Below are 19341 nucleotides of genomic sequence, written 5' to 3'. Positions count from 1 at the left end.
GGGCGTCACGGCACCCGGATCCCCGGGCACGTCCCACCACGGGAGATGGAGAAATGCAACAGGATATCAAACCCTCTGCGGTCGTCGATTGTCTCGGGCTCTACTGCCCCATGCCGATTGCGATGACCAAAGAGGCGATCGAGAAGATCGGCGTCGGGGAGGTGCTCCTTGTTGAGGCGGACGATCCGGCAGCAGAGGAGGATATCCGGCGCTGGGCGAGCCGGGTGGGGCACGAGATCGTGAAGTTCGAGAAGGATGACAGAATCATGAGGTTCTTCATCCGGAGGATGAAGTGAGGTGATGTGAGTGTACGCGGATAAGGTTGTCAGTTGCATCGGCATATGCCAGTCGCCCATGCTGTCGATCGAGGGAGAGATGAATGCGCTCAGCGAGGGGCAGGTCCTGCAGGTGATGACCGACAAACCGGATCTCATCGAGACGGTCAGGTCCTGGGCGGGCGAGAACGGACATACAATCGAGGAGGAGCACGTCGCCTCGGGCGTGACGACCCTTATTTTACGCAAGGGAGCGGCGGCAGCGGCGAAGGCGACGTGATCCGATGGATGCCGAAGGCTACGTGGATGCCCGGGGTGCCTACTGCCAGGCGCCGGTCATCCTGCTCAAAGAGGGGATGGACCGACTCGCAACCGGCGCCGTCCTGAAGGTCGACGTTGACAACCAGCCCACCGCAGAGGACGTCAGGGTCTGGGCGAGAAGGATGGGCCACGATATCGTGGGCGAGGAGAAGGAGGGAGAGAAGATCACCTTCTCCATCCGGAAAGGAGTGTGAACCGTATGGCACGGATACTCTACATCCAGACAAGCGGCACCGAGACGCCCGAGCGGCTCTACGCACCGTTCGTTCTCGCGATGACGGCACGCGCGATGGATATGGACGCCGACATCTACTTCATGATCAGGGGGGTGACGGTCGTGAAGAGGGGGGCGGCGGAGGGGATCCAGGTCGGGAACTTCCCGAAACTCTCGGAGATGCGCGACCAGGCGATCGCCGCGGGGGCCAAGATCTACATCTGCGAGCAGAGCACCCAGCTCCTCGGTATCGCACGGGGCGACTTCATCCCGGAGGGGCAGGTCGTGGGCGCGCTCACCTTAAACGATCTTGCCATCGACGCGGACGCGGTCATAACGTTTTAGAGGCAGCCGGAAATGGATGGACGGATCTATCTTGACCACGCGGCGGCGATGCCGGTCCACCCCGGGGTCGCCCGGTTCGCGAGGCAGTTTCCGGAGAGTTTCGCCGGCAACCCCTCCACGATCTACCGGGAAGGGCTCGCGGCGCAGGCGGCCGTAGCCGGGGCGCGGGAGAAGGTGGCGGCGCTCATCGGCGCAGAGGACCCGGCCTCGATCATATTCACGAGCGGGGCGACCGAGTCGAACAACATCGCCATCCGGGGGACCGCGCTCCGGAACCAGAAGCTCGGGAAGAGGGTCGTCACGAGCGCCATCGAGCACATATCCGTGCTGAACCCGGCAAGAGACCTGCAGAAGAACGGGTTTGTCTACACGCAGGTCCCGGTCGACCGTTTCGGCGTCATCGATCTCGACGCCCTCAAAGCGGCGGTCACGCCGGGGACCGTCGTCACGTCGGTCCACTCCGCGAACAACGAGATCGGGACGATCGAGCCGATCCGGGACGTGGCGGAGATCGTCCACGACCGGGGCGGTCTCCTCCACGTCGACGCCACCGACGCCGCGGGGAGGATACCCGTCGACGTCGGGCGTGACGGCATCGACCTTCTCACCCTCTCGGGAAACCAGCTCGGGGGGCCGGACGGCGTCGGGGCGCTCTACATCCGCCCGGGGGTCCGGGTCCAGCCGGTCCTCGTCGGGGGCGGGCAGGAGCGCGGTCTCCGGCCCGGGACCGAGAACGTCTTTGGCATCGCCTGCATGGGTGAGGCGGCCCGAATCGCAAAGGAGGAGATGCCGGAGGAGAGCAGGCGCCTCCGCACAATCCGGGATAGTCTCATCGACGGCATCACCGGGATCGAGGAGGCCTACCTGACCGGCCACCCGGCAGAAAGGCTCCCGCACCATGCCAGTTTCCGGTTCTCCCGGATCGAGGGCGAGAGCATCCAGCTCGCCATGGACATGCTCGGCATCGCGGTCGCCACCGGGTCGGCGTGCACCTCCCGGACGCTTGAGGCCTCGCACGTCCTCCTCGCCATCGGGCTCGCCCACGACGAGGCGCACGGATCGATGGTCGCGACGCTCGGGCGCAGAAACAGCCTCGATGAAGTGCCCCGGGTCGTCAACGCCGCAAGAGAAACAGTTAAACGCCTGCGGGCCATTACACCGCTATAGGTGAAGAGTTTGGCAGACCAGATCGGATACAGCCAGAAGGTGATGGAGCACTTCATGAACCCGCATAACGTCGGGGTTATCGAGAACCCTGACGGCTACGGCAAGGTCGGCAACCCCGTCTGTGGAGACCTCATGGAGATCTTCATCAGGGTCAGGGATGACGTCATCGAGGATATCAGGTTCCGGACGTTCGGGTGCGGTTCGGCGATCGCCACAAGCAGCATGGTGACCGATCTTGCCAAGGGAAAGACGCTCGATGAGGCGATGAAGATCACCCGCGACGACGTGGCGACCGAGCTTGAGGGGCTGCCGCCGAGAAAGATGCACTGCTCGAACCTCGCGGCGGACGCGCTCCACGCGGCGATACAGGACTACCGGGATAAGCAGAAGAAAGAGTGACGCTGCCCCTCAGCACCCGTAGATCAGCGTCAGTATATTTTTCGCGAGATCCAGGCTTTTCCCCCGGTAGACCATCAGGGTATCGAGGCGGAGTGCCCCGTCGATCATGACCGGGTCCCGGATATCCTGGATGAAGATGTCCACAAAATCCCGATAGAGACTGTAGGTCCCGGCGGACGAGGGTTCTTTCCCGAAGGCCCGCATCAGGGCCGCCGCCGGGCCGCTGACCGGCGCGTCGCCGATGAAGGGGCTGACCGCGATGACGAGCTTACTCCTGAGCGCCTCCCGGACACCGGCGCACTCGAGGATCGGCGATATGCTCGTGACCGGGTTGCTCGGCCCGATCACCACGGCATCGCTCGCGTCGATCGTCCGGATCACCTCGTCGGTCGCGACCGGCGGTTGCCGGTACCGCCGGACCACGCCCTCGATCGCCACGTCGCCCCGGTGCTTCACCCAGTATTCCTGGAAATGCATCTCGCCCCGGCGTGTCTTGACGTAGGTCGTCACCACGGAGTCGGTCATCGGGAGGACGGTCGCGAGGACGTCGAGCTTCGTGCAGAGGGCCGCCGTCGCCTCGGTGAGCCTCATCCCGCTCCTGAGCATCTCCCCCCGGGCGACGTGGACCGCCCGGTCCCGGTCCCCGACGGCGATGAACTCCTCGACACCGAGTCTCGCGAGGAGGTCGTGGGTGATGTAGGTGTCGTCACGGATTCCCCACCACCGGCCGGTGTCGAGGATATCCGCAAAGAGGTACATGACCGTGTCGATATCGGGCGAGAGATGGTTCCCGGAGAGCCACATGTCCTCGGCAGTGTTGACGACGACCGCGATCTCCTGTTCGTCCAGTAACTCCTGCATGCCGCGGAGGAGTTTCGGGGTCCCGGTCCCGCCCGAGAGGAAGGTTATCATGGGATAATTAGCGTATCAAGCGCAACCGTATATGAATTTTCCCAAATCCTGCCGGGCGGCACTCCTCTCTTCTTACGAAACCGCGTGCCGTATGACCGCCATGATATCCCAGGCGAGCGATTCGGCCTGCCGCTCGTGCAGGAGGCGGGTCTCCAGGCGGAGCGAGCCTTCGACTACGTCCGGGTCGTGGAGGTCCTGGACGAAGACGTCGACGATGTCCCCATAAAGCCGGAAGACCCCGGGGGATGTCGGTTTCTCGCCGGCGGCGTACATCAGGGCGGCGTCCTTTGGGTCCGGCAGAACATCGCCCCGGAACGGCGAGACCGCGACGACGAACGTATCAAGGAGGAGACGGCGCATTCCCTCGCAATCGAGGATGGGAAGGATACTTGATGCCGGGTTTGCCGGGCCGATCACCACGGCATCGCTCGCCTCGATCGCTGCCTGCACCTCATCCGTTACCGCCGACGGTTCGGGGGCGGTGCGGATGAGTTCCCGCACCTCGGTATCGGTTGCGGCGCACGTCCGGTAGGTGAAGAGCGGCAGGTGTCCGGTCCCGGTATCGACGAGCATCCCGGCCTCCGCGTCGGTCGCCGGGAGGACGGTCGCCCCGATGCTGAGCGCCCGGCACTGGATCTCGACCGCCTCCGTCAGGGTCTTTCCCTCCTTCAGGAGGGCCGCCCGGGCGATCTGGACCGCCCGGGCGCGGTCGCCGACGGGGAAGGGTTCGCTGCCCGCCACCTTCGGGAGGTAGTTATGGGTGGCGTAGGTGTCCCCCTTGATCCCCCACCCGCGGTTTGTGTCAAGGATCCCGGCGAAGAGGAAGACGGCGGCATCGATGTCGGGGGCGGCGTGGCTCCCCGAGACCCAGAGGTCCTCGGCGGTGTTCGCGATCACGGCAATCTCACTGTCGTAGAGGATCTGCCGGGCGCCCCGGATGAGCGCGGGCGTTCCGGTTCCGCCCGAGAGGAAAGAGATCATTCTCCATACCTTTATCGTTCCCCTCTCAAGAATCTTAACAGAACGGATGAAGATCATCAAGGATCCGGTCCACGGCTACGTCGAGGCGGACGAACCGGTGCTCAGGCTGCTCGACTCGGGAGTTGTCCAGCGGCTCCGCCACGTCACCCAGCTTGGGTTTGCCAACCTCGTCTACCCGGGCGCCAACCACACCCGGTTTGAGCACTCGCTCGGGACGATGCACCTTGCCGGCCTCATGTGCCGGGAGCTCGGGCTTGACGACGGCGAGATGAAACTCGTCACGACAGCCGCCCTCCTCCACGACATCGGCCACGGCCCCTTCTCCCACGTCACCGAGCCGGTGATGGAGGAGTTCGTCGGGCGAGGCCACCACCAGATCGACTGTCTCGTCAGGGAGGGAGCGATCGCCGACATCCTCGAGGCGGAAGGGATCGACCCTGCCGAGGTCTGCGCCGTCGTCGCAGGCAAGCACCGCTTCGCAAGCATCATCCACGGGAGCCTCGACGTCGACCGGATGGACTACCTGATGCGGGACGCCCACTACACCGGCGTACCCTACGGGACGGTCGACGCACACCGGCTTATCCGGTGCTCGGTCCTCGCCGAATCGGGCATCGCGCTGCGTGAAAGCGGTATCAACGCCGCCGAATCGCTCCTCATCGCCCGGACCCTGATGCGCCCGGCGGTCTACTTCCACCACGTGAGCCGGATCGCGACGAGCATGTTCGTCCACGCCCTCCGGGAAGAGGTGCTGAACGTCCCGGGCACGGACGCCCGCGAACTCGTGCGGATGGACGACGCCGCCTGCATGGAGCGGCTGAAGCACTCACCTTGCGAGATCACCCGCGACCTTGCCAACCGGGTCTACGCCCGGGACCTCTACAAGCGGGCGCTCTACGTCGGTGAAGACCGGGTGAACGCCGCAGCCCTCCGGCAGGACCCCGGGCCCGCCCGGGAGCGGGACCTTGCCCTCGCCATCGCCGAGACCGCCGGAGTCCCGGCGGCGGAGGTCCTCGTGGACATCCCCCCGCTCCCGCGGGCCCTCTCGATGGAGGTCCGGGTCAGGAACAGCCACGCCATGGTGGATATCGAGGAGGTCTCGCCTCTCATCAGCACCTTAAACGACACCCGGCGGCAGCAGTGGCGCCTTGGGGTCTACACCGCCCCGGAGCACCGGCGGGTGGTGGAGCAGGCGGCGACAGAAGTCCTCCGGGTGAAGCGGGCGACAAAACAGGATAAACTCGTAGTGACATAACTGATGGGGAAGAGATGAAGAAGGAGTTTGTCATCGGGGTCACCGGGGCGAGCGGGGTCATATACGCCCATCGCCTGCTCGAGGTGCTCTGCGACCGGGCAACGGTGCATATCGTCGTATCCGACACGGCCCGGCAGATCGCCGGGATCGAGGGCGTGGACCTTACCGGGTTCGACGCCGTATACGCCGAGAACAGTAACCTCGCGGCGGATATCGCGAGCGGATCGTTTCGCTACGACGGCATGGCGATCGTCCCCTGCAGCATGAAGACGCTTGCAGCGGTCAGCAACGGCCTCGCCGACAACCTGATCGCCCGGGCGGCGGACGTCTGCCTCAAGGAGCGGCGGCCCCTCCTCCTCCTCCTCCGGGAGATGCCGCTCTCCCGGGTCCACTTAAAGAACATGCTCGCCGCCGACGAGGCCGGCGCGACCGTGATGGTCGCAAGCCCTCCCTTCTACCAGCACCCGGAGACGATCGACGACCTCGTCGATATGGTGGCGGCCCGGGTGCTCGACCACCTGGGGGTCGAACATGCCCTCGGGTCCCGATGGAGCGGATACGATGCGTGAGTTCATAGCAATGATGCGGGAGCAGGGCCGGGTCGAGGAGATCGAGCGGTCCTGCTCGACCGTCTACGAGGCTCCCCGGATGGCGAGCCGGGCCGGCAAGATCCTCTTCTTCCACGACCTCGACGGGCACCGGGCGGTGATGAACCTGCTCGCCGACCGGAGCGCGCTCGCGGCGGCCCTCGGCGTCGGGGAGCGGGACCTCGTCCGGCACCTCGCGGCCGCGACGTATGGCGGCCGCATCGTGGACGCCGGGCGGTGCCCCGGCGGCATCCCCGCCGACCTCTCGCGCCTCCCGGTCATGAAGCACTTCCCGGGCGACGCCGGGCGCTACTTCACGGCAGGCGTGGTCTTCTCCCGTTTTGACGGCGTGGAGAACGCCTCCATCCACCGGATGATGGTCCTCGACGACCGGAGGGTTGTCGCCCGCCTGGTGGAGGGGAGGCACACCCACACGCTGCTCAAGGCGGCGCTTGCCCGGGGGGAACGTCTCCCGGTCGCGGTCACCGTCGGGACGCACCCCCTCGTGACGTTTGCCGCCTGCACCCGCGTCCCGGATGGAAAGGAACTCGCCTACGCGGCGGAGCTGATGGGCGGGGAACTCGCCATCCATGAGTGCGAGAACGGTGTCCGGGTTCCCGGCGCCGAGATCGTGCTCGAGGGTTCCATCGGGCCGGAGACGGCGGCGGAGGGGCCGTTCGTCGACATCACCGGGACCTACGACCCCGTGCGGCAGCAGCCGGTGATCGAGTTCTCCCGGATGTACCTCAAGGAGGACCCCATCTACCACGGCATCCTCCCTGCCGGCGACGAGCACAAGCTCCTGATGGGAGCCCCGTATGAGCCCAAGATCTACCGCGCGGTCAGCGAGGTGACGACGGTGAAAGATGTCCTCCTCACGAAAGGCGGCGCCGGCTACCTCCACGGTGTGGTCCAGATCCGGAAGAACACGCAAGGCGACGCGAAGAACGCCATCATGGCGGCGTTTGCCGCCCATACGTCCTTGAAGCACGTCGTGGTGGTGGACGAGGATATCGACATCCACGATCCCTACGACGTCGAGTACGCGATTGCCACAAGGGTGCGGGGCGATACCGACATCATGATCGTCACCGGGGTGCGGGGGTCGTCGCTTGACCCGATGCGTCTTGCAGACGGGACGAACGTGAAGGTCGGGGTCGACGCCACGATGGTTATGGGCAGAGAGGACGAATTCAGGAGAGCGGAGTGGCCATAGTTCATGTACCTGGACGAAGATGACGAGAAGGTGCTCGCCGGCGAGTTCGGCGGGACACGGCAGAAGATGATGGAGATCCTGGTCGCGCTCGGCAATGTCTACGGGGCCGAGAGGCTTGTCCCGATCACGAGCGCCCAGGTGAGCGGTGCGTCGTATAAGACCATCGGGAGGTGGGGGCTTGCCTGGCTGCAGAGCCTCGGCGCCCGGGTGGCGGTCCCGACCGTCTTAAACCCCATCGGTATGCCGCAGGAGGGGTGGCGGGAGTTCGGGATCAAGGAGGAGTTCGCCCGCCGCCAGGCGGAGGTCGTTGAGGCCTACCGGAAGCTCGGGATCAAACTCGAGTGCACCTGCACCCCGTACTACCTCCGCATAACGGAGTACGGGGAGCACCTGGCCTGGTCGGAGTCGTCGGCGGTCGCCTACGCAAACTCGGTCCTCGGCGCCCGGACGAACCGGGAAGGCGGGCCGAGCGCCCTTGCGGCGGCGATCATCGGGAAGACCCCTTACTACGGCCTCCACATCGTCGCGAACCGGCGGCCGCAGGTCGTCGTCGAGGTCGAGGGCGGCACGGGCCCACGTTCCGACCACTGGGGCGCCATCGGCCATGTCGCCGGGAAGAAGGTGGGGAACCGGATCCCGATCTTTTCCGGGGTCCGGCCAAACCGCGACCAGTTGAAGGCGCTCGGGGCGGCGATGGCGGCGACCGGCGCGGTTGCGCTCTTCCACGTCGATAAGATCACCCCGGAGGCCCGGGTCTTCTCCTTTGAGACCGGCGACCTTGACCGGGTGACGGTGAGCGAGGACGAGATCGAGGCACTCTTTGCGGAGAGCGAGGTCGAGGCGGTCGCGGTCGGGTGCCCGCACTGCTCCCCGGACGAACTCCGCGAACTCGCCGACCTCCTCAAGGGGAAGAAGACGACGAAACCCTTCTACATCTTCGCCGCCCGGGGGGTCACAAAGAACAACCCCGACCTTGTCGTCGCCATCGAGCGCAGCGGCGCCCGGGTGATCACGGACACCTGCATGGTCGTCTCGCCCCGGATGGACGAGTTCGGCTCGATCATGGTGGATTCGGGCAAAGCCCTTGCCTACGTTCCCGGGATGTGCGGGGCGCTCGCCCGGATCGGGACACGGAAAGAGTGCGTCGAGGTCGCGACGTCGTGAAGGGGGGCCGGCGCTCCATCCCGCCCGCCCCTCTCCCTAAACCGCATGCTGCCCTTTCGCGAAGTCGCCCGGGGGTATCCGCGGTCCGCCGCAGGCGCCGGGATGACCCGGTGCGTTACGGGACCAACCCCCCGAACGGCCCGGTCAGGCCGCCTGCATTCAGGGGCCGGGACCAGAAGGACATGAAGTACTGGTCCGTCTTCTCGGTGTACAGGAGGACTGTCCCGTAGTCGGTGTCATACGATATATACCGCCGGATCCCCGGCCCCCTCATCTCCATCTGGTTCACGGACTGTTCGGTGCCGGTGAAGGGGTTGGGCATCTTCAGGCCCATGGGGTCCCCAAGGAGTTGCCAGGTACCTTTTCCATACGTTCCCGCGGACTCTGCCGGGCTTCCCGGGTCAACCCAGAGCGGGGGGCCGTACCAGTCCGGGTTCTGCTGCCCTTCTATGTACGACCACCGGTGCACCTGACTCTCTACCGTCCCGCTGCGCGGGATGAGCTCCGCAGTTCCCGCGTAGTGGCCGCCTGACGCCTCCTCGACCTTCACGACCCAGTCGAAGGATACGACAGGGGACTGGCTCGATATGCCGTACTGGTCGGTCGTGATCTCGGAGACGTACGCATCATATGTCAGAATCGTCCCGGGTTTGATGATATTCTCCATGCCTGAAGCGGTGGGGCCCGCGGGGCCTCCCGGGATCTGCGGCGGCCCCACCGGCACCGCCGTCACGGCGGATGCGCACGTGACGATGAGAATACTTAACAGGATACTGCCCCTCAGCAACGTTTTTTGCATATACGTCACATCCTATGACTGGTTCCAATCCAACCCGGCTATTTTCACAGTGTGCGGGACATACGCACGATGAAGCATCCTCCCGGGTCAGACGGAATGCACGGCCGGTATATGCGATACTATATAGCCCTATGTCCCGGGATCATCCTGCCCCGGAGACCAGGGCTGCTACGCCCACGTCGCCAAAATCCTCCCTGAAGAACGAACCGAAGACGTACCCAGCCTCGATCCCGGAGAAACCCGCAAGAGTCGTGCGGATGGTGCGGAGGACCGCCTCTCTCACCGGCGTCCGGCAGATGGCGGCGCCGTATCTCTCCGTGCAACCCTTCTTGGCATCATGCCTCCTGATTGCTACTCTTCCGCGATTGCACGTCACTCTCTGACCTCACGCCCCCACCGATCTCACGTCGAGCACCTGCATCAGGCTCTCGTCCAGCATGTACCCCCGGAGCCGGTCGCGGTTGCCCCGCAGGCTCTCGATGCTGTTGATCCCGGCAGCGCCCAGCAGTTCGGCGAGTTCGAGCGTCCACGCACGGATCAGGTTCGTCACCTGCTTTGCCGCGATATCCGGGTCCAGGCGCTCGACCAGGTCCGGGCGCTGGGTGGCAATCCCCCAGGGGCAGAGCCCCCGGTAACAGTTCCCGCAGACCCGGCACCCCATCGCCACAAGGGCTGCTGTCCCGATATAGACCGCGTCGGCGCCGAGGGCGATCACCTTCGCGACATCGGCGCTCCCCCGGATGCCCCCGCTTGCGATGACCGAGACCTCGTTCCTGATCCCCTGGTCGCGGAGTTTTGCATCGACGCTTGCGACCGCCGCCTCGATCGGTATGCCGACGTGGTCGCGGAAGACGCGCGGCGCGGCACCCGTCCCGCCGCGGAACCCGTCAATAACGACGGCATCTGCCTGGGAACGGGCGATGCCGGCGGCGATCGCGGCCGCGTTGTGGACGGCTGCTATCTTCACAAAGACCGGTTTCTTCCACTCCGTCGCCTCCTTGAGGCCCCGGACAAGCTGGGCGAGATCCTCGATGCTGTAGATGTCGTGATGCGGCGCAGGGCTGATCGCGTCGCTCCCTTCCGGGATCATCCTTGTTCTGGAGATCTCCGCGCAGACCTTCTCGCCGGGAAGGTGCCCGCCGATCCCGGGCTTCGCCCCCTGGCCGATCTTGATCTCGACAGCGGCGCCGCGCTCCAGGTAGTCGATGTTCACGCCGAACCGCCCGGAGGCGACCTGGACGATCATCCGGTCCTGGTAAGGGTGGAGGGCAGCGTGGAGTCCGCCCTCCCCGGTTCCCATGAACGTCGCAGCCTCTTTTGCCGCCCGGGCCATCGCTACCTGGGCGTTGAGGCTGATCGCCCCGTAACTCATATGCCCGATCAGGATCGGGGTCTCGACCCGGAGGTTCGGGGTGAGCGGTGTCCGGAGTTCGATGTCGCCGCCCTCCCGCCGCCGGAGGTCGAGCTTCGCCGGTTTCTTTCCTATGTGAGTCACCAGTTCGATCGGCTCGCGGAGCGGGTCGAGACTGGGGTTCGTGACCTGGCAGGCGTCCAGCACCAGGCGGTCGAAGATGACCGGGTAGTCGAGAGCGTTCCCCATCCCGGCGAGGATGATCTTTCCCGTCCGGGCCTGGTTGTAGATCGCTTCCCGGGCCTCGCGGGTCCAGAGGGGGTGGCTCCGGTAATCGCAGGGGTGCTCTTCGAGCATAATGGCGTCCCGGGGGCAGCAGGCGAGGCAGCGGTGACAGGCGGTGCAGTTCCGGGAGTTGATGAGGATCCGGTCGCCGTCCCACCGGAAGACGCCGTAAGAGCAGTTCTCGATGCACCGCCCGCACTCCATGCACCTGACGGGGTCGGCGCTGACCCGGTACCGGGGGGGAAGGCTCCCGATCATCCCGGGTCGATCCTCCCGATCACCGGTTCGCCTGCAGCCGGCATGGTGATCGACTCGATGTTGGGCTCCATCGCCCGGATCGCCGCCTCTTCGCTTGAGATATAGAGGCGGTCACCGCACTCGCCGGCGACCATCGGCCGGAGTTTGCTCCGGTCGGTGAACCCGACCATTATGTCGGGGTTCGCGGCCACGATGGCGAACGGCCCATTCATCATCGCGGGTGCGTAGGCGAGCCGGAGGGCGGCGTTCCACTCCCGCCCGGCATCGGGCATCCGGTCGATCTCTTCCCAGAAGGGGGGAGCGAGCGCCCGGAGCGCAAGATCGACGTCAAGCCCGTGCCGCCGCACCAGGAGGTCGATCAGGTAGGCGACGACCTCGGTGTCGGTATACATCGTGCAGGTGTAGCCGAAGCTCTCGATGTAGCGCCGGTTGGTCCCGTACGATGTGATCTCGCCGTTGTGCACGACGCTCCAGTCGAGGAGGTTGAACGGGTGTGCGCCGCCCCACCAGCCGGGGGTGTTTGTCGGGTAACGGTTGTGCGCGAGCCAGGTGTAGCCCTCGTAGTCCTCGATCCGGTAGAAGTTCGCCACGTCTTCGGGCCAGCCGGCTGCCTTAAAGACGCCGAGGTCTTTCCCGGAGGAGACGATGAGTGCGCCGCGACGGGCGGCGTTGACCCGCATCACGAGGGTGCTGACGATATCGTCTTTCTGGGTGGCGCCGCCCGGCACCGCGAGGGCGGGGTCCGGTTTGAAGAAGTAGCGCCAGGGGGTGTGGATCGCCCGGAGGTTCGGCTGGTCGCAGGTGGGGATCACCTCGTCGTGCTCGATCGTCCCCCACTGCGCGAGCGTTGCGTCGAGGGCCGGTTTGTTCTCACGAGGGTTGTCGAAGAAGACGTGGAGGGCGTAGCAATCCCGGTAGTCGGGGTAGATGCCGTAGGCTACATACCCCGCCCCCTCGCCGCTGCCGCGCTCGTTCATCATGGAGAGAGCCTGCCGGATGCCGGAACCATCCATCGTCCGGCGCTTCCTATCCATTACGCCAATTATGCCGCACATTGCCATCACGGTCGACCGCTCCCCTCCCGTATCTGCATCTCTCCGGGGGTCCGGGGTGGTCGGGGAACGCTCCGCTAAGTGTGTTATCACAATGTATAAATAACATTGGAAGGAATCTTCCTTCTACATGCCTTCCGAGATCTCAGCGATGCTCGAGCGTATCGAACGGGACAACGCCCGCTTCCTTCGCCTGCAGTTCACCGACCTCCTTGGTATGCCCAAGAACGTCGCCATCCCGGCGAAGCAGGCGGAAAAGGCGCTGACCGGGGGTATCGGGTTTGACGGGTCGTCGATCGAGGGGTTCGTCCGGATCGAGGAGTCCGATATGGTCCTGAAACCCGACCTCTCCACCTATGCCCTCCTGCCATGGCGGCCCAGGGAGAACGGGGTTGCCCGGTTTATCTGCGATGTCTGCACACCGGACGGTAAACCGTTCGAGGGCGACCCGCGTTATGTGTTGCGGCGGGCGATGGATGATGCGGCACGGGACGGATATGTCTTCAACACCGGCCCGGAACTCGAGTTCTTCCTCTTCCGGATGATCGACGGCGGACCGACCACGCTCTTCCAGGACGTCGGCGGCTACTTCGACCTCGCCCCCACCGACCTCGCGGAGGATCTCCGGCGCGAGATCATCATCGCCCTCACCGAGATGGGGTTTGAGATCGAGGCGTCCCACCACGAGGTCGCGGAGAGCCAGCACGAGATCGACTTCAAGTACAGCGACGCTCTCCACACCGCAGACAACGTCATCACGTTCAAGTTCGCGGTCAAGACGATGGCACTGATGCGTGGCCTGCACGCGTCGTTCATGGCAAAACCGATCTACGGCATCAACGGGAGCGGGATGCACACCAACTGCTCGCTCGAAAAGGACGGGGCGAACGCGTTCTACGACCCGGACGCCCCCCTGCAGCTCTCCGAGACCTGCATGCACTTCGTCGGCGGCCTCCTCCGGCACGCCAGGGCCGTCACCCGGGTCGCGAACCCGACGATCAACTCCTATAAGAGGCTCGTCCCCGGCTACGAGGCGCCCTGCTACGTCAGCTGGAGCGCAAGCAACCGCTCGGCCCTCGTCAGGATTCCGGCGCCCCGCGGCAACAGCACCCGGGCCGAGTTCCGGAGCCCCGACCCGACCTGCAACCCCTACCTTGCCTTCACTGCGATGCTCGCGGCCGGGATGGAGGGTGTCCGGAAGGGGATCGAGCCTCCGACCGATGTTCACAAGAACATCTACCACATGACGGCCGCCGAACGGGACCACAACGGGATCGAGACGCTCCCCGGGGACCTCTACGCGGCCCACCAGGCCCTGCTTGCCGACGACCTCATCTGCACGGCGCTCGGCCCCCACGTCGTCGACGCCCTCACGAGCGTTGCACAAGCCGAGTGGGAGTCCTACCGGGCGGCGGTCCACCCCTGGGAGCTCGAGCGCTACCTTGCGACGTACTGATGGCCCGGAGCCGGAGCACCGGGTAGTTCCGCCCCCTGCCCCTCTCCGGGCGCAGGATTTTCTCTTCGCATCCTTCGCGGCTTCGCGCGAGGCCGTATCGTCAGAAAAATGCCCCGCTCGGGCCGAACGGCAGCAGGTCACCGGTACGGCGGATCTCCAGCCTGCCGGTATCACTCGAAACCCTTCGGGTCTCTCAAGCTCCGGTTCTATGAACCGTCACACCCTTCGGGGAAGTCGTTCTCCGCAACGTTCTTAACGGGGCAGGCCATAAATGCGCCATACCAGCCAGCCGGGAAGGATTATGACGCAGAGTATGGATATCGACACAATGCGACGGAAGCGGGATGTCAACGGGCTGATCGGGGCTCTCTCGGACCCGGACACGGGGATCCGGCAGGCCGCGGCCGAGGCCCTCGGCTCCGTCGGCGACGAGCGGGCGCTCGAGGCGCTTGAGCGGTTGAAGTTCTCGGACCCGGACACGGAGGTCCGGCGGGCCGCATCGGTTGCGCACGCCCTGGTGGCGGGGAGGCTCGCGGAGAAGAAGACGGTGGAAAGCCTGCTCCTGAAGACGTAGCCGGTGCGGGCTCGTCCCCCGGGGAGGGCCATCGCCGGAAAAGCATATATACCGCCGGGAACGTCAACGCAAACGGCAATCAGGAGACCGCTATGGCAACACTGGACGATATCGACACCATGCTTGATGCCCGGGACGTCGCAGGGCTGATCCGGGCTCTCGACGACGCCGACGAGTTTGTCAGGGTGCAGGCGGCCCTCTCCCTCGGGACGATCGCCGACCCGGAGGCGAGAGAACCGCTCGACCGGATGCGAAGAGAAGACCCGAGCCCCTCGGCCCGGGAGGCGGCCGCGACCGCGTACAAATGGGTGGTCGGCCGGATCGAGGAGGTCGAGGCGGTCAGGGGACCCAAACCCCCGCCGCCCTGGTAGACACCCCCGGGCTCACAGGACGACGAAGTTGAGCCAGAGGATGGCGGTGCCGATCGCGACCGTGACGAAGAGCACGAGCATCCCCACCTTCAGGAACTCCACAAACGAGATGAAGAGGTTGTTCCGCGCCGCGATCCCGAGCACGACGACGTTTGCCGACGCCCCGATGGCCGTCCCGTTCCCGCCGAGGCAGGCGCCGAGCGAGAGCGCCCACCAGAGCGGGTAGGTGTCCATCGACGCACCCATATCCTGGATGAGCGGGATCAGGGTGGCGGTGAGGGGGATGTTGTCCACGATCGCAGAGGCGAGCGCCGAGAACCAGGCGATGATCAGCATGGCCTCGCCCGGCGAGTGGACGCTCTCGACCACGAACCCGGCGACGGTCGCGATGACGCCGGTCTCGACGAGAGCGCCGACGACGATGAAGAGCCCGCCGAAGAAGAAGAGGGCCGGCCACTCGATCTTCTCAAAGATCTCCTCCGGGGGCTGCCGGCTCCAGAAGAGGAGGATCGACGCACCGATCAGGGCGACGAGGGCGGGTTCCAGGCCGAGCTGGTCGTGGACGAAGAACATCCCGATGACGAGCGCGATGACGATGACCGATTTCCTGAAGAGCGATCGGTCGCGGATAGCCTCCTGCTCGTTTAATCCTGCAAACGTCTTTTCGATCCCCTCCTTCTCGTCGGGTGAGACGTGGAGTTCCTTCCTGTAGATGAGGGCGAGCATCCCCATGACGACGACGAGGTTGACAGCCATGATGGGGGCGAGGTTGACCAGGAACTCGTTGAATGTCAGCCCGGCGGCCGAACCGATCATGATGTTCGGCGGGTCGCCGATGAGCGTCGCCGCCCCGCCGATGTTCGAGGCGAAGATCTCGGCGATGAGGAAGGGCAGGGGGGTGATCCGCATGACGCTTGCGATGTAGAGGAGCATCGGGGTGATGAGGAGGACTGTCGTGACGTTGTCGAGGAACGCGCTGATGACGGCGGTCACGAGCGAGAAGAGCAGCAATACCCGCATCGGACTTCCTTTTGCCAGTTTTGCCGTCTTTATGGCGATATACTCGAAGAGGCCGCTCCCGCGGGCGGTGTTGACGATGATCATCATCCCCATCAGGAGGAAGATGGTGCCGAGGTCGACGTACTCCGGGATCATCTCCCACGGGACGATGTGGAGGAAGACGATGACCGAGGCGCCGAGCATCGCCGCCACCGCCCGGTGGATCCGCTCGTCGATGATGAGCGCGTAGGTGAAGAGGAAGACCGCGATGGCGATCAGTTCCGGACCGATCACGCCTCGCCACCCCGGCGACGGTTGGGGGTGGAGGTGGCAGGAAGGGTTATGCATGCCGTGAAAGATTGACGAATGGTCATACGGTTCCCCAAAAAGAATGAATTGTCGGGAGTTAGATTTGCGCGACCTCCCTCATAATCATGCCGGTCGCGCCACCCCTCCCGGTTCAGCCCGGCGTCCGTCTTTCTCCGGCGTCCGGCCCTTCCCGCCCGAACCGCAGCCGGAGGGCCTTGTAGACCTCCCCCACGAGGAGCACCGGCAGGCCGAGGAGGAGAAGCAGCCCCCAGTCGGCGAGGGTCAGGGGTGCTGTCCCGAGGAAGTCCTGGAAGATCGGGACGTAGACCACCAGCGCCTGGAGGGCGAGGCTCCCGAGGATTGCAAGGAGCAGGGTGGGGTTCGAGAAGAACCCGATCCGGTGGAGGGGGAACCGGAACGACCGGAAGTTCAGGACGTTGTAGAGCTCGAAGATGATCAGGCCGGAAAACGCCATCGTCCGCGCCCGGTCGAGGTCGACCTCGTAGAGGCCGGAGAAGACGTAGATGGTCAGGAGGCCGAGCCATATCCCGAGGATGAGGATGACCAGGAATGCGGATCGTGTGAGGATGGACTCGTCCGGATCCCGCGGCCGCCTCTGCATGACGTCCTGCTCGGCGGGTTCGAGACCGAGCGCAAGCGCGGTCAAGCCGTCGGTGATCAGGTTGATCCAGAGGATCTGGACGGGGATGAGGATCAGCGGCAATCCCATGAGGAGCCCGCCGACGATCGCGACGATCTCGCCGACGTTCGAGGAGAGAAGGTAGCGGGTGAACCGGGCGATGTTGTCGTACTCCCGCCTCCCCTCCTCGACGCCGGCGACGATGCTTGCGAAGTTGTCGTCCACGAGCACCATGTCGCTTGACTCCTTCGCGACGTCCGTTCCCTTGATGCCCATGGCTATCCCGATGCTCGCCTTCTTCAACGCCGGCGCATCGTTGACGCCGTCGCCGGTCATGGCGATGACCGCCTTCTCCCGGGCGAGGAGGTCGATCACCCGGAGTTTGTGCTCCGCCGTGACCCGGGAGAGCACCTTCGTCGTCCGGAGCCGCTGCTCAAGTTCGTCGTCGGTCATCGCTTCGAGGTCGGCCCCGACGAGCGCCCCCTCGCTCGAGAGGCCCAGTTCCTGTGCGACTGCGGAGGCAGTCAGGGGGTTGTCCCCCGTGATCATGATCACGTCGATGCCGGCGCTCCGGCAGAGCCGGATCGCCTCCGCCGCTTCAGGGCGCGGCGGGTCGAGGATGCCGGCAAACCCGAGGAAGATCAGGTCTTCCTCGACCGTCTCCGCCGTCCGGGGAAGGCCGTCGGGGAGCGGGCGGTACGCCGCCCCGAGCACCCGGAGCCCCCGCGACGCGTACTCGCGCAGGTCCCGGAGGATGGCGTCGCGGAGGTCGTCGGTGAGCGGCACGACCGACCCGTCCCGGAGCAGCCGGGACGAGCGGGAAAGGAGCACCTCCGGCGCTCCTTTCACGTAGGCGACGTCGCCGTCGCCCTCCCGGTAGACGATCGTCATCCGCTTCCGGGTTGAGTTGAACGAGAACTCCCGGACCGCTTCGGGGCCCCCCTCCCGGGAGAGGCCGGCTTTCGCCGCCGCGACCACGAGCGCTCCTTCGGTCGGCGTGCCGAAGATCCGCCACTCCCCCGCCCCGTCGCCGGCGAAGGTCGCGTGGTTGCAGAGGAGCACCGCACGCAGGAACTGCCGGAGACCCGGGTCATCGAGGGGGTCGACGGCGCTCCCGTCGCGGAGGAACTCCCCCTCCGGGGCGTAGCCGGTCCCGGTCACCGTCACCTCGTTCTCCGGCGTCCTCACCCGGACGACCGTCATCTCGTTTTTGGTGAGCGTCCCGGTCTTGTCCGTGCAGATGACCGAGACTGCGCCGAGGGTCTCCGAGGCCGGGAGGCGGCGGATCAGGCAGTTTCGCCGCAGCATGTTCTTGATCCCGATGGCGAGCGTCAGCGTCACGACCGCCGGGAGCCCCTCCGGGATCACCGCCACCGCGAGCGAGACCCCGATGAGGAACATCTCCAAAAACTCCCGCTGCTGGAGAAGGCCGACGACGATCGCGAGCGCTGCGATGCCGACGGCGATCAGCCCGATGTCGCGGCCGAGGACGTCCATCTGCCTTGATAAGGGCGTCGCTTCGGCCCTGACCCGCTGGGAGAGGCCGGCGATCAGGCCGAATTCCGTCTTCATCCCGGTGGCGACCGCGACACCCCGCCCCCACCCATTGACGACCGTCGTGCCTGCAAACACCATGTTGCTCCGTTCGGCAAGCGCGGTCCCGGAAGGGAGCGGTCCCGGCGCCTTATCGACGGGCGACGACTCGCCTGTCAGCGGCGCCTCGTCCACCTCAAGCGACGTCGCCTCGACGAGCGCGAGGTCGGCGGGCACCCGATCCCCCATCTCAAGGGCGACGAGATCCCCCGGCACGATCCCGGATGCGTCGATCTCCTGCTGCTTCCCGCCGCGGACGACCACGGCCCGCTGGACGAGCATCTGCCGCAACGCCTCGATCGCCTCCCCGGCCTGCCATTCCTGGGAGTACCCGAGTATGGCGTTCAAGACGACGATGATGAGGATGGCGGCGGCGTCCTGGGGTTCGCCGACGAAGAACGAAATCACCGCCGCAACGATCAGGATGACGATCAGGATGCTCGCAAACTGTCGCAGAAAGACCTGGAGACGCGTCTCCCGCTTCTCCTCCTGGAGGACGTTCTCCCCATAGCGCTTCAGCCGCGCCTCCGCCTCCTCCGCGGAGAGGCCTCGCGGGCCGGTGCCGAGCTCGCGCCGGACCTCCTCCGGAGAGAGGGTATGCCATTCGGGCGGCGCCCTTCCTCCTCCGGGCAGAACCTCGTCCCGGTCCTGAGTCGGCACGATCATACTTTTCCGGTTCTGCGCCGGGCTATAAAAAGGTATAGATATCCTTTTGGCGCCCTCAGGAAGGCCGCAGGGGCGGATAGCCCGGACCCCGCCGGTAACATTATATCCCCCGGAGGGGCTCCACAGTGGTCGGGCCAGAGATCCAGGCCCGG

Annotated in this window: 21 protein-coding genes; 13 read left to right on the top strand and 8 right to left on the bottom strand. The window is 65.5% G+C overall.

The window, feature by feature from the left end; genetic code table 11:
* Positions 1-53 precede the first annotated feature (53 nt).
* The 6 genes from QZ408_RS06040 to nifU are packed head-to-tail and all read left to right on the top strand — an operon-like array spanning position 54 to position 2721.
* A complete protein-coding gene (locus tag QZ408_RS06040; protein WP_292490323.1) occupies positions 54-296 on the top strand; it encodes a sulfurtransferase TusA family protein in 243 nt (80 codons plus the stop codon).
* Positions 297-306: 10 nt separating this feature from the next.
* A complete protein-coding gene (locus tag QZ408_RS06035; protein ID WP_292490322.1) occupies positions 307-555 on the top strand; it encodes a sulfurtransferase TusA family protein in 249 nt (82 codons plus the stop codon).
* A gap of 4 nt (positions 556-559) precedes the next feature.
* On the top strand, positions 560-790 hold the full coding sequence (locus QZ408_RS06030) for a sulfurtransferase TusA family protein (RefSeq protein ID WP_292490321.1): 231 nt from the start codon (positions 560-562) through the stop codon (positions 788-790).
* Between the two features lie 5 nt (positions 791-795).
* Entirely contained in the window at positions 796-1155 is a 360-nt protein-coding gene (locus tag QZ408_RS06025; RefSeq protein WP_292490320.1) for a DsrE family protein, read from the top strand.
* Between the two features lie 12 nt (positions 1156-1167).
* Complete coding sequence (locus tag QZ408_RS06020) at positions 1168-2322, top strand: cysteine desulfurase family protein (RefSeq protein ID WP_292490319.1); 1155 nt, start codon at positions 1168-1170, stop codon at positions 2320-2322.
* A 9-nt stretch (positions 2323-2331) separates the two neighbouring features.
* Positions 2332-2721 (top strand): Fe-S cluster assembly scaffold protein NifU, encoded by a 390-nt coding sequence (gene nifU, locus QZ408_RS06015; protein WP_292490492.1) that lies wholly within the window; start codon positions 2332-2334, stop codon positions 2719-2721.
* 9 nt (positions 2722-2730) lie between these two features.
* Here nifU and cofD read toward each other — a convergent pair whose 3' ends face one another.
* A complete protein-coding gene (gene cofD / locus QZ408_RS06010; protein WP_292490318.1) occupies positions 2731-3633 on the bottom strand; it encodes a 2-phospho-L-lactate transferase in 903 nt (300 codons plus the stop codon).
* 72 nt (positions 3634-3705) lie between these two features.
* Positions 3706-4614 (bottom strand): 2-phospho-L-lactate transferase CofD family protein, encoded by a 909-nt coding sequence (locus tag QZ408_RS06005; protein ID WP_292490317.1) that lies wholly within the window; start codon positions 4612-4614, stop codon positions 3706-3708.
* A gap of 46 nt (positions 4615-4660) precedes the next feature.
* Here QZ408_RS06005 and QZ408_RS06000 point away from each other — a divergent pair, with 46 nt between their 5' ends.
* From QZ408_RS06000 to QZ408_RS05985, 4 genes are read left to right on the top strand one after another with little or no spacing between them, the layout of a single operon-like run.
* The gene (locus tag QZ408_RS06000; RefSeq protein WP_292490316.1) at positions 4661-5869 is read left to right on the top strand and encodes an HD domain-containing protein; all 1209 of its coding nucleotides are present in this window, start codon (positions 4661-4663) and stop codon (positions 5867-5869) included.
* A gap of 14 nt (positions 5870-5883) precedes the next feature.
* Entirely contained in the window at positions 5884-6438 is a 555-nt protein-coding gene (locus tag QZ408_RS05995; protein WP_292490315.1) for a UbiX family flavin prenyltransferase, read from the top strand.
* Positions 6431-7672, top strand: a complete 1242-nt coding sequence (locus tag QZ408_RS05990) for a UbiD family decarboxylase (protein WP_292490314.1) — start codon at positions 6431-6433, stop codon at positions 7670-7672. The genes QZ408_RS05995 and QZ408_RS05990 overlap by 8 nt, the downstream gene beginning before the upstream one ends.
* Positions 7673-7675: 3 nt before the next feature.
* The gene (locus QZ408_RS05985) at positions 7676-8836 is read left to right on the top strand and encodes an aconitase X catalytic domain-containing protein (protein WP_292490313.1); all 1161 of its coding nucleotides are present in this window, start codon (positions 7676-7678) and stop codon (positions 8834-8836) included.
* A gap of 115 nt (positions 8837-8951) precedes the next feature.
* Here the strand turns inward: QZ408_RS05985 and QZ408_RS05980 are convergent, their stop codons facing one another.
* From QZ408_RS05980 to QZ408_RS05965, 4 genes are all read right to left on the bottom strand, one after another.
* A complete protein-coding gene (locus tag QZ408_RS05980) occupies positions 8952-9635 on the bottom strand; it encodes a hypothetical protein (RefSeq protein WP_292490311.1) in 684 nt (227 codons plus the stop codon).
* Positions 9636-9777: 142 nt separating this feature from the next.
* Entirely contained in the window at positions 9778-10011 is a 234-nt protein-coding gene (locus QZ408_RS05975; protein WP_292490310.1) for a hypothetical protein, read from the bottom strand.
* A 9-nt stretch (positions 10012-10020) separates the two neighbouring features.
* Positions 10021-11529: a glutamate synthase-related protein gene (locus QZ408_RS05970; RefSeq protein WP_292490309.1), complete on the bottom strand. Its 1509-nt coding sequence runs from the start codon at positions 11527-11529 to the stop codon at positions 10021-10023.
* Positions 11526-12584: a glutamine amidotransferase family protein gene (locus QZ408_RS05965; RefSeq protein WP_292490308.1), complete on the bottom strand. Its 1059-nt coding sequence runs from the start codon at positions 12582-12584 to the stop codon at positions 11526-11528. Before QZ408_RS05965 ends, QZ408_RS05970 begins: the two co-directional genes overlap by 4 nt.
* 127 nt (positions 12585-12711) lie before the next feature.
* On the opposite strand from QZ408_RS05965, the gene QZ408_RS05960 reads away from it, so the two are divergent.
* The 3 genes from QZ408_RS05960 to QZ408_RS05950 all read left to right on the top strand — a co-directional run bounded on the left by QZ408_RS05960 (position 12712) and on the right by QZ408_RS05950 (position 14982).
* Entirely contained in the window at positions 12712-14037 is a 1326-nt protein-coding gene (locus QZ408_RS05960) for a glutamine synthetase beta-grasp domain-containing protein (RefSeq protein WP_292490307.1), read from the top strand.
* 313 nt (positions 14038-14350) lie between these two features.
* Positions 14351-14611 carry a HEAT repeat domain-containing protein gene (locus QZ408_RS05955; RefSeq protein WP_292490305.1) on the top strand — a complete coding sequence of 87 codons (261 nt, stop codon included), beginning with the start codon at positions 14351-14353 and terminating at the stop codon, positions 14609-14611.
* A 92-nt stretch (positions 14612-14703) separates the two neighbouring features.
* A complete protein-coding gene (locus tag QZ408_RS05950; protein WP_292490304.1) occupies positions 14704-14982 on the top strand; it encodes a HEAT repeat domain-containing protein in 279 nt (92 codons plus the stop codon).
* A gap of 12 nt (positions 14983-14994) precedes the next feature.
* Here QZ408_RS05950 and QZ408_RS05945 read toward each other — a convergent pair whose 3' ends face one another.
* Together QZ408_RS05945 and QZ408_RS05940 are read right to left on the bottom strand one after the other, a co-directional pair.
* Complete coding sequence (locus QZ408_RS05945) at positions 14995-16275, bottom strand: ArsB/NhaD family transporter (protein WP_292490303.1); 1281 nt, start codon at positions 16273-16275, stop codon at positions 14995-14997.
* 166 nt (positions 16276-16441) lie between these two features.
* Entirely contained in the window at positions 16442-19189 is a 2748-nt protein-coding gene (locus QZ408_RS05940; RefSeq protein WP_292490301.1) for an HAD-IC family P-type ATPase, read from the bottom strand.
* Positions 19190-19341 lie beyond the last annotated feature (152 nt).

The organism is Methanoculleus sp. 10, assembly GCF_913757945.1.
In the GTDB taxonomy this organism is placed as follows: domain Archaea; phylum Halobacteriota; class Methanomicrobia; order Methanomicrobiales; family Methanoculleaceae; genus Methanoculleus.
The sequence above is the reverse complement of the archived record's forward strand: the minus strand, read 5'-3'. Positions and strand labels throughout refer to the sequence as shown.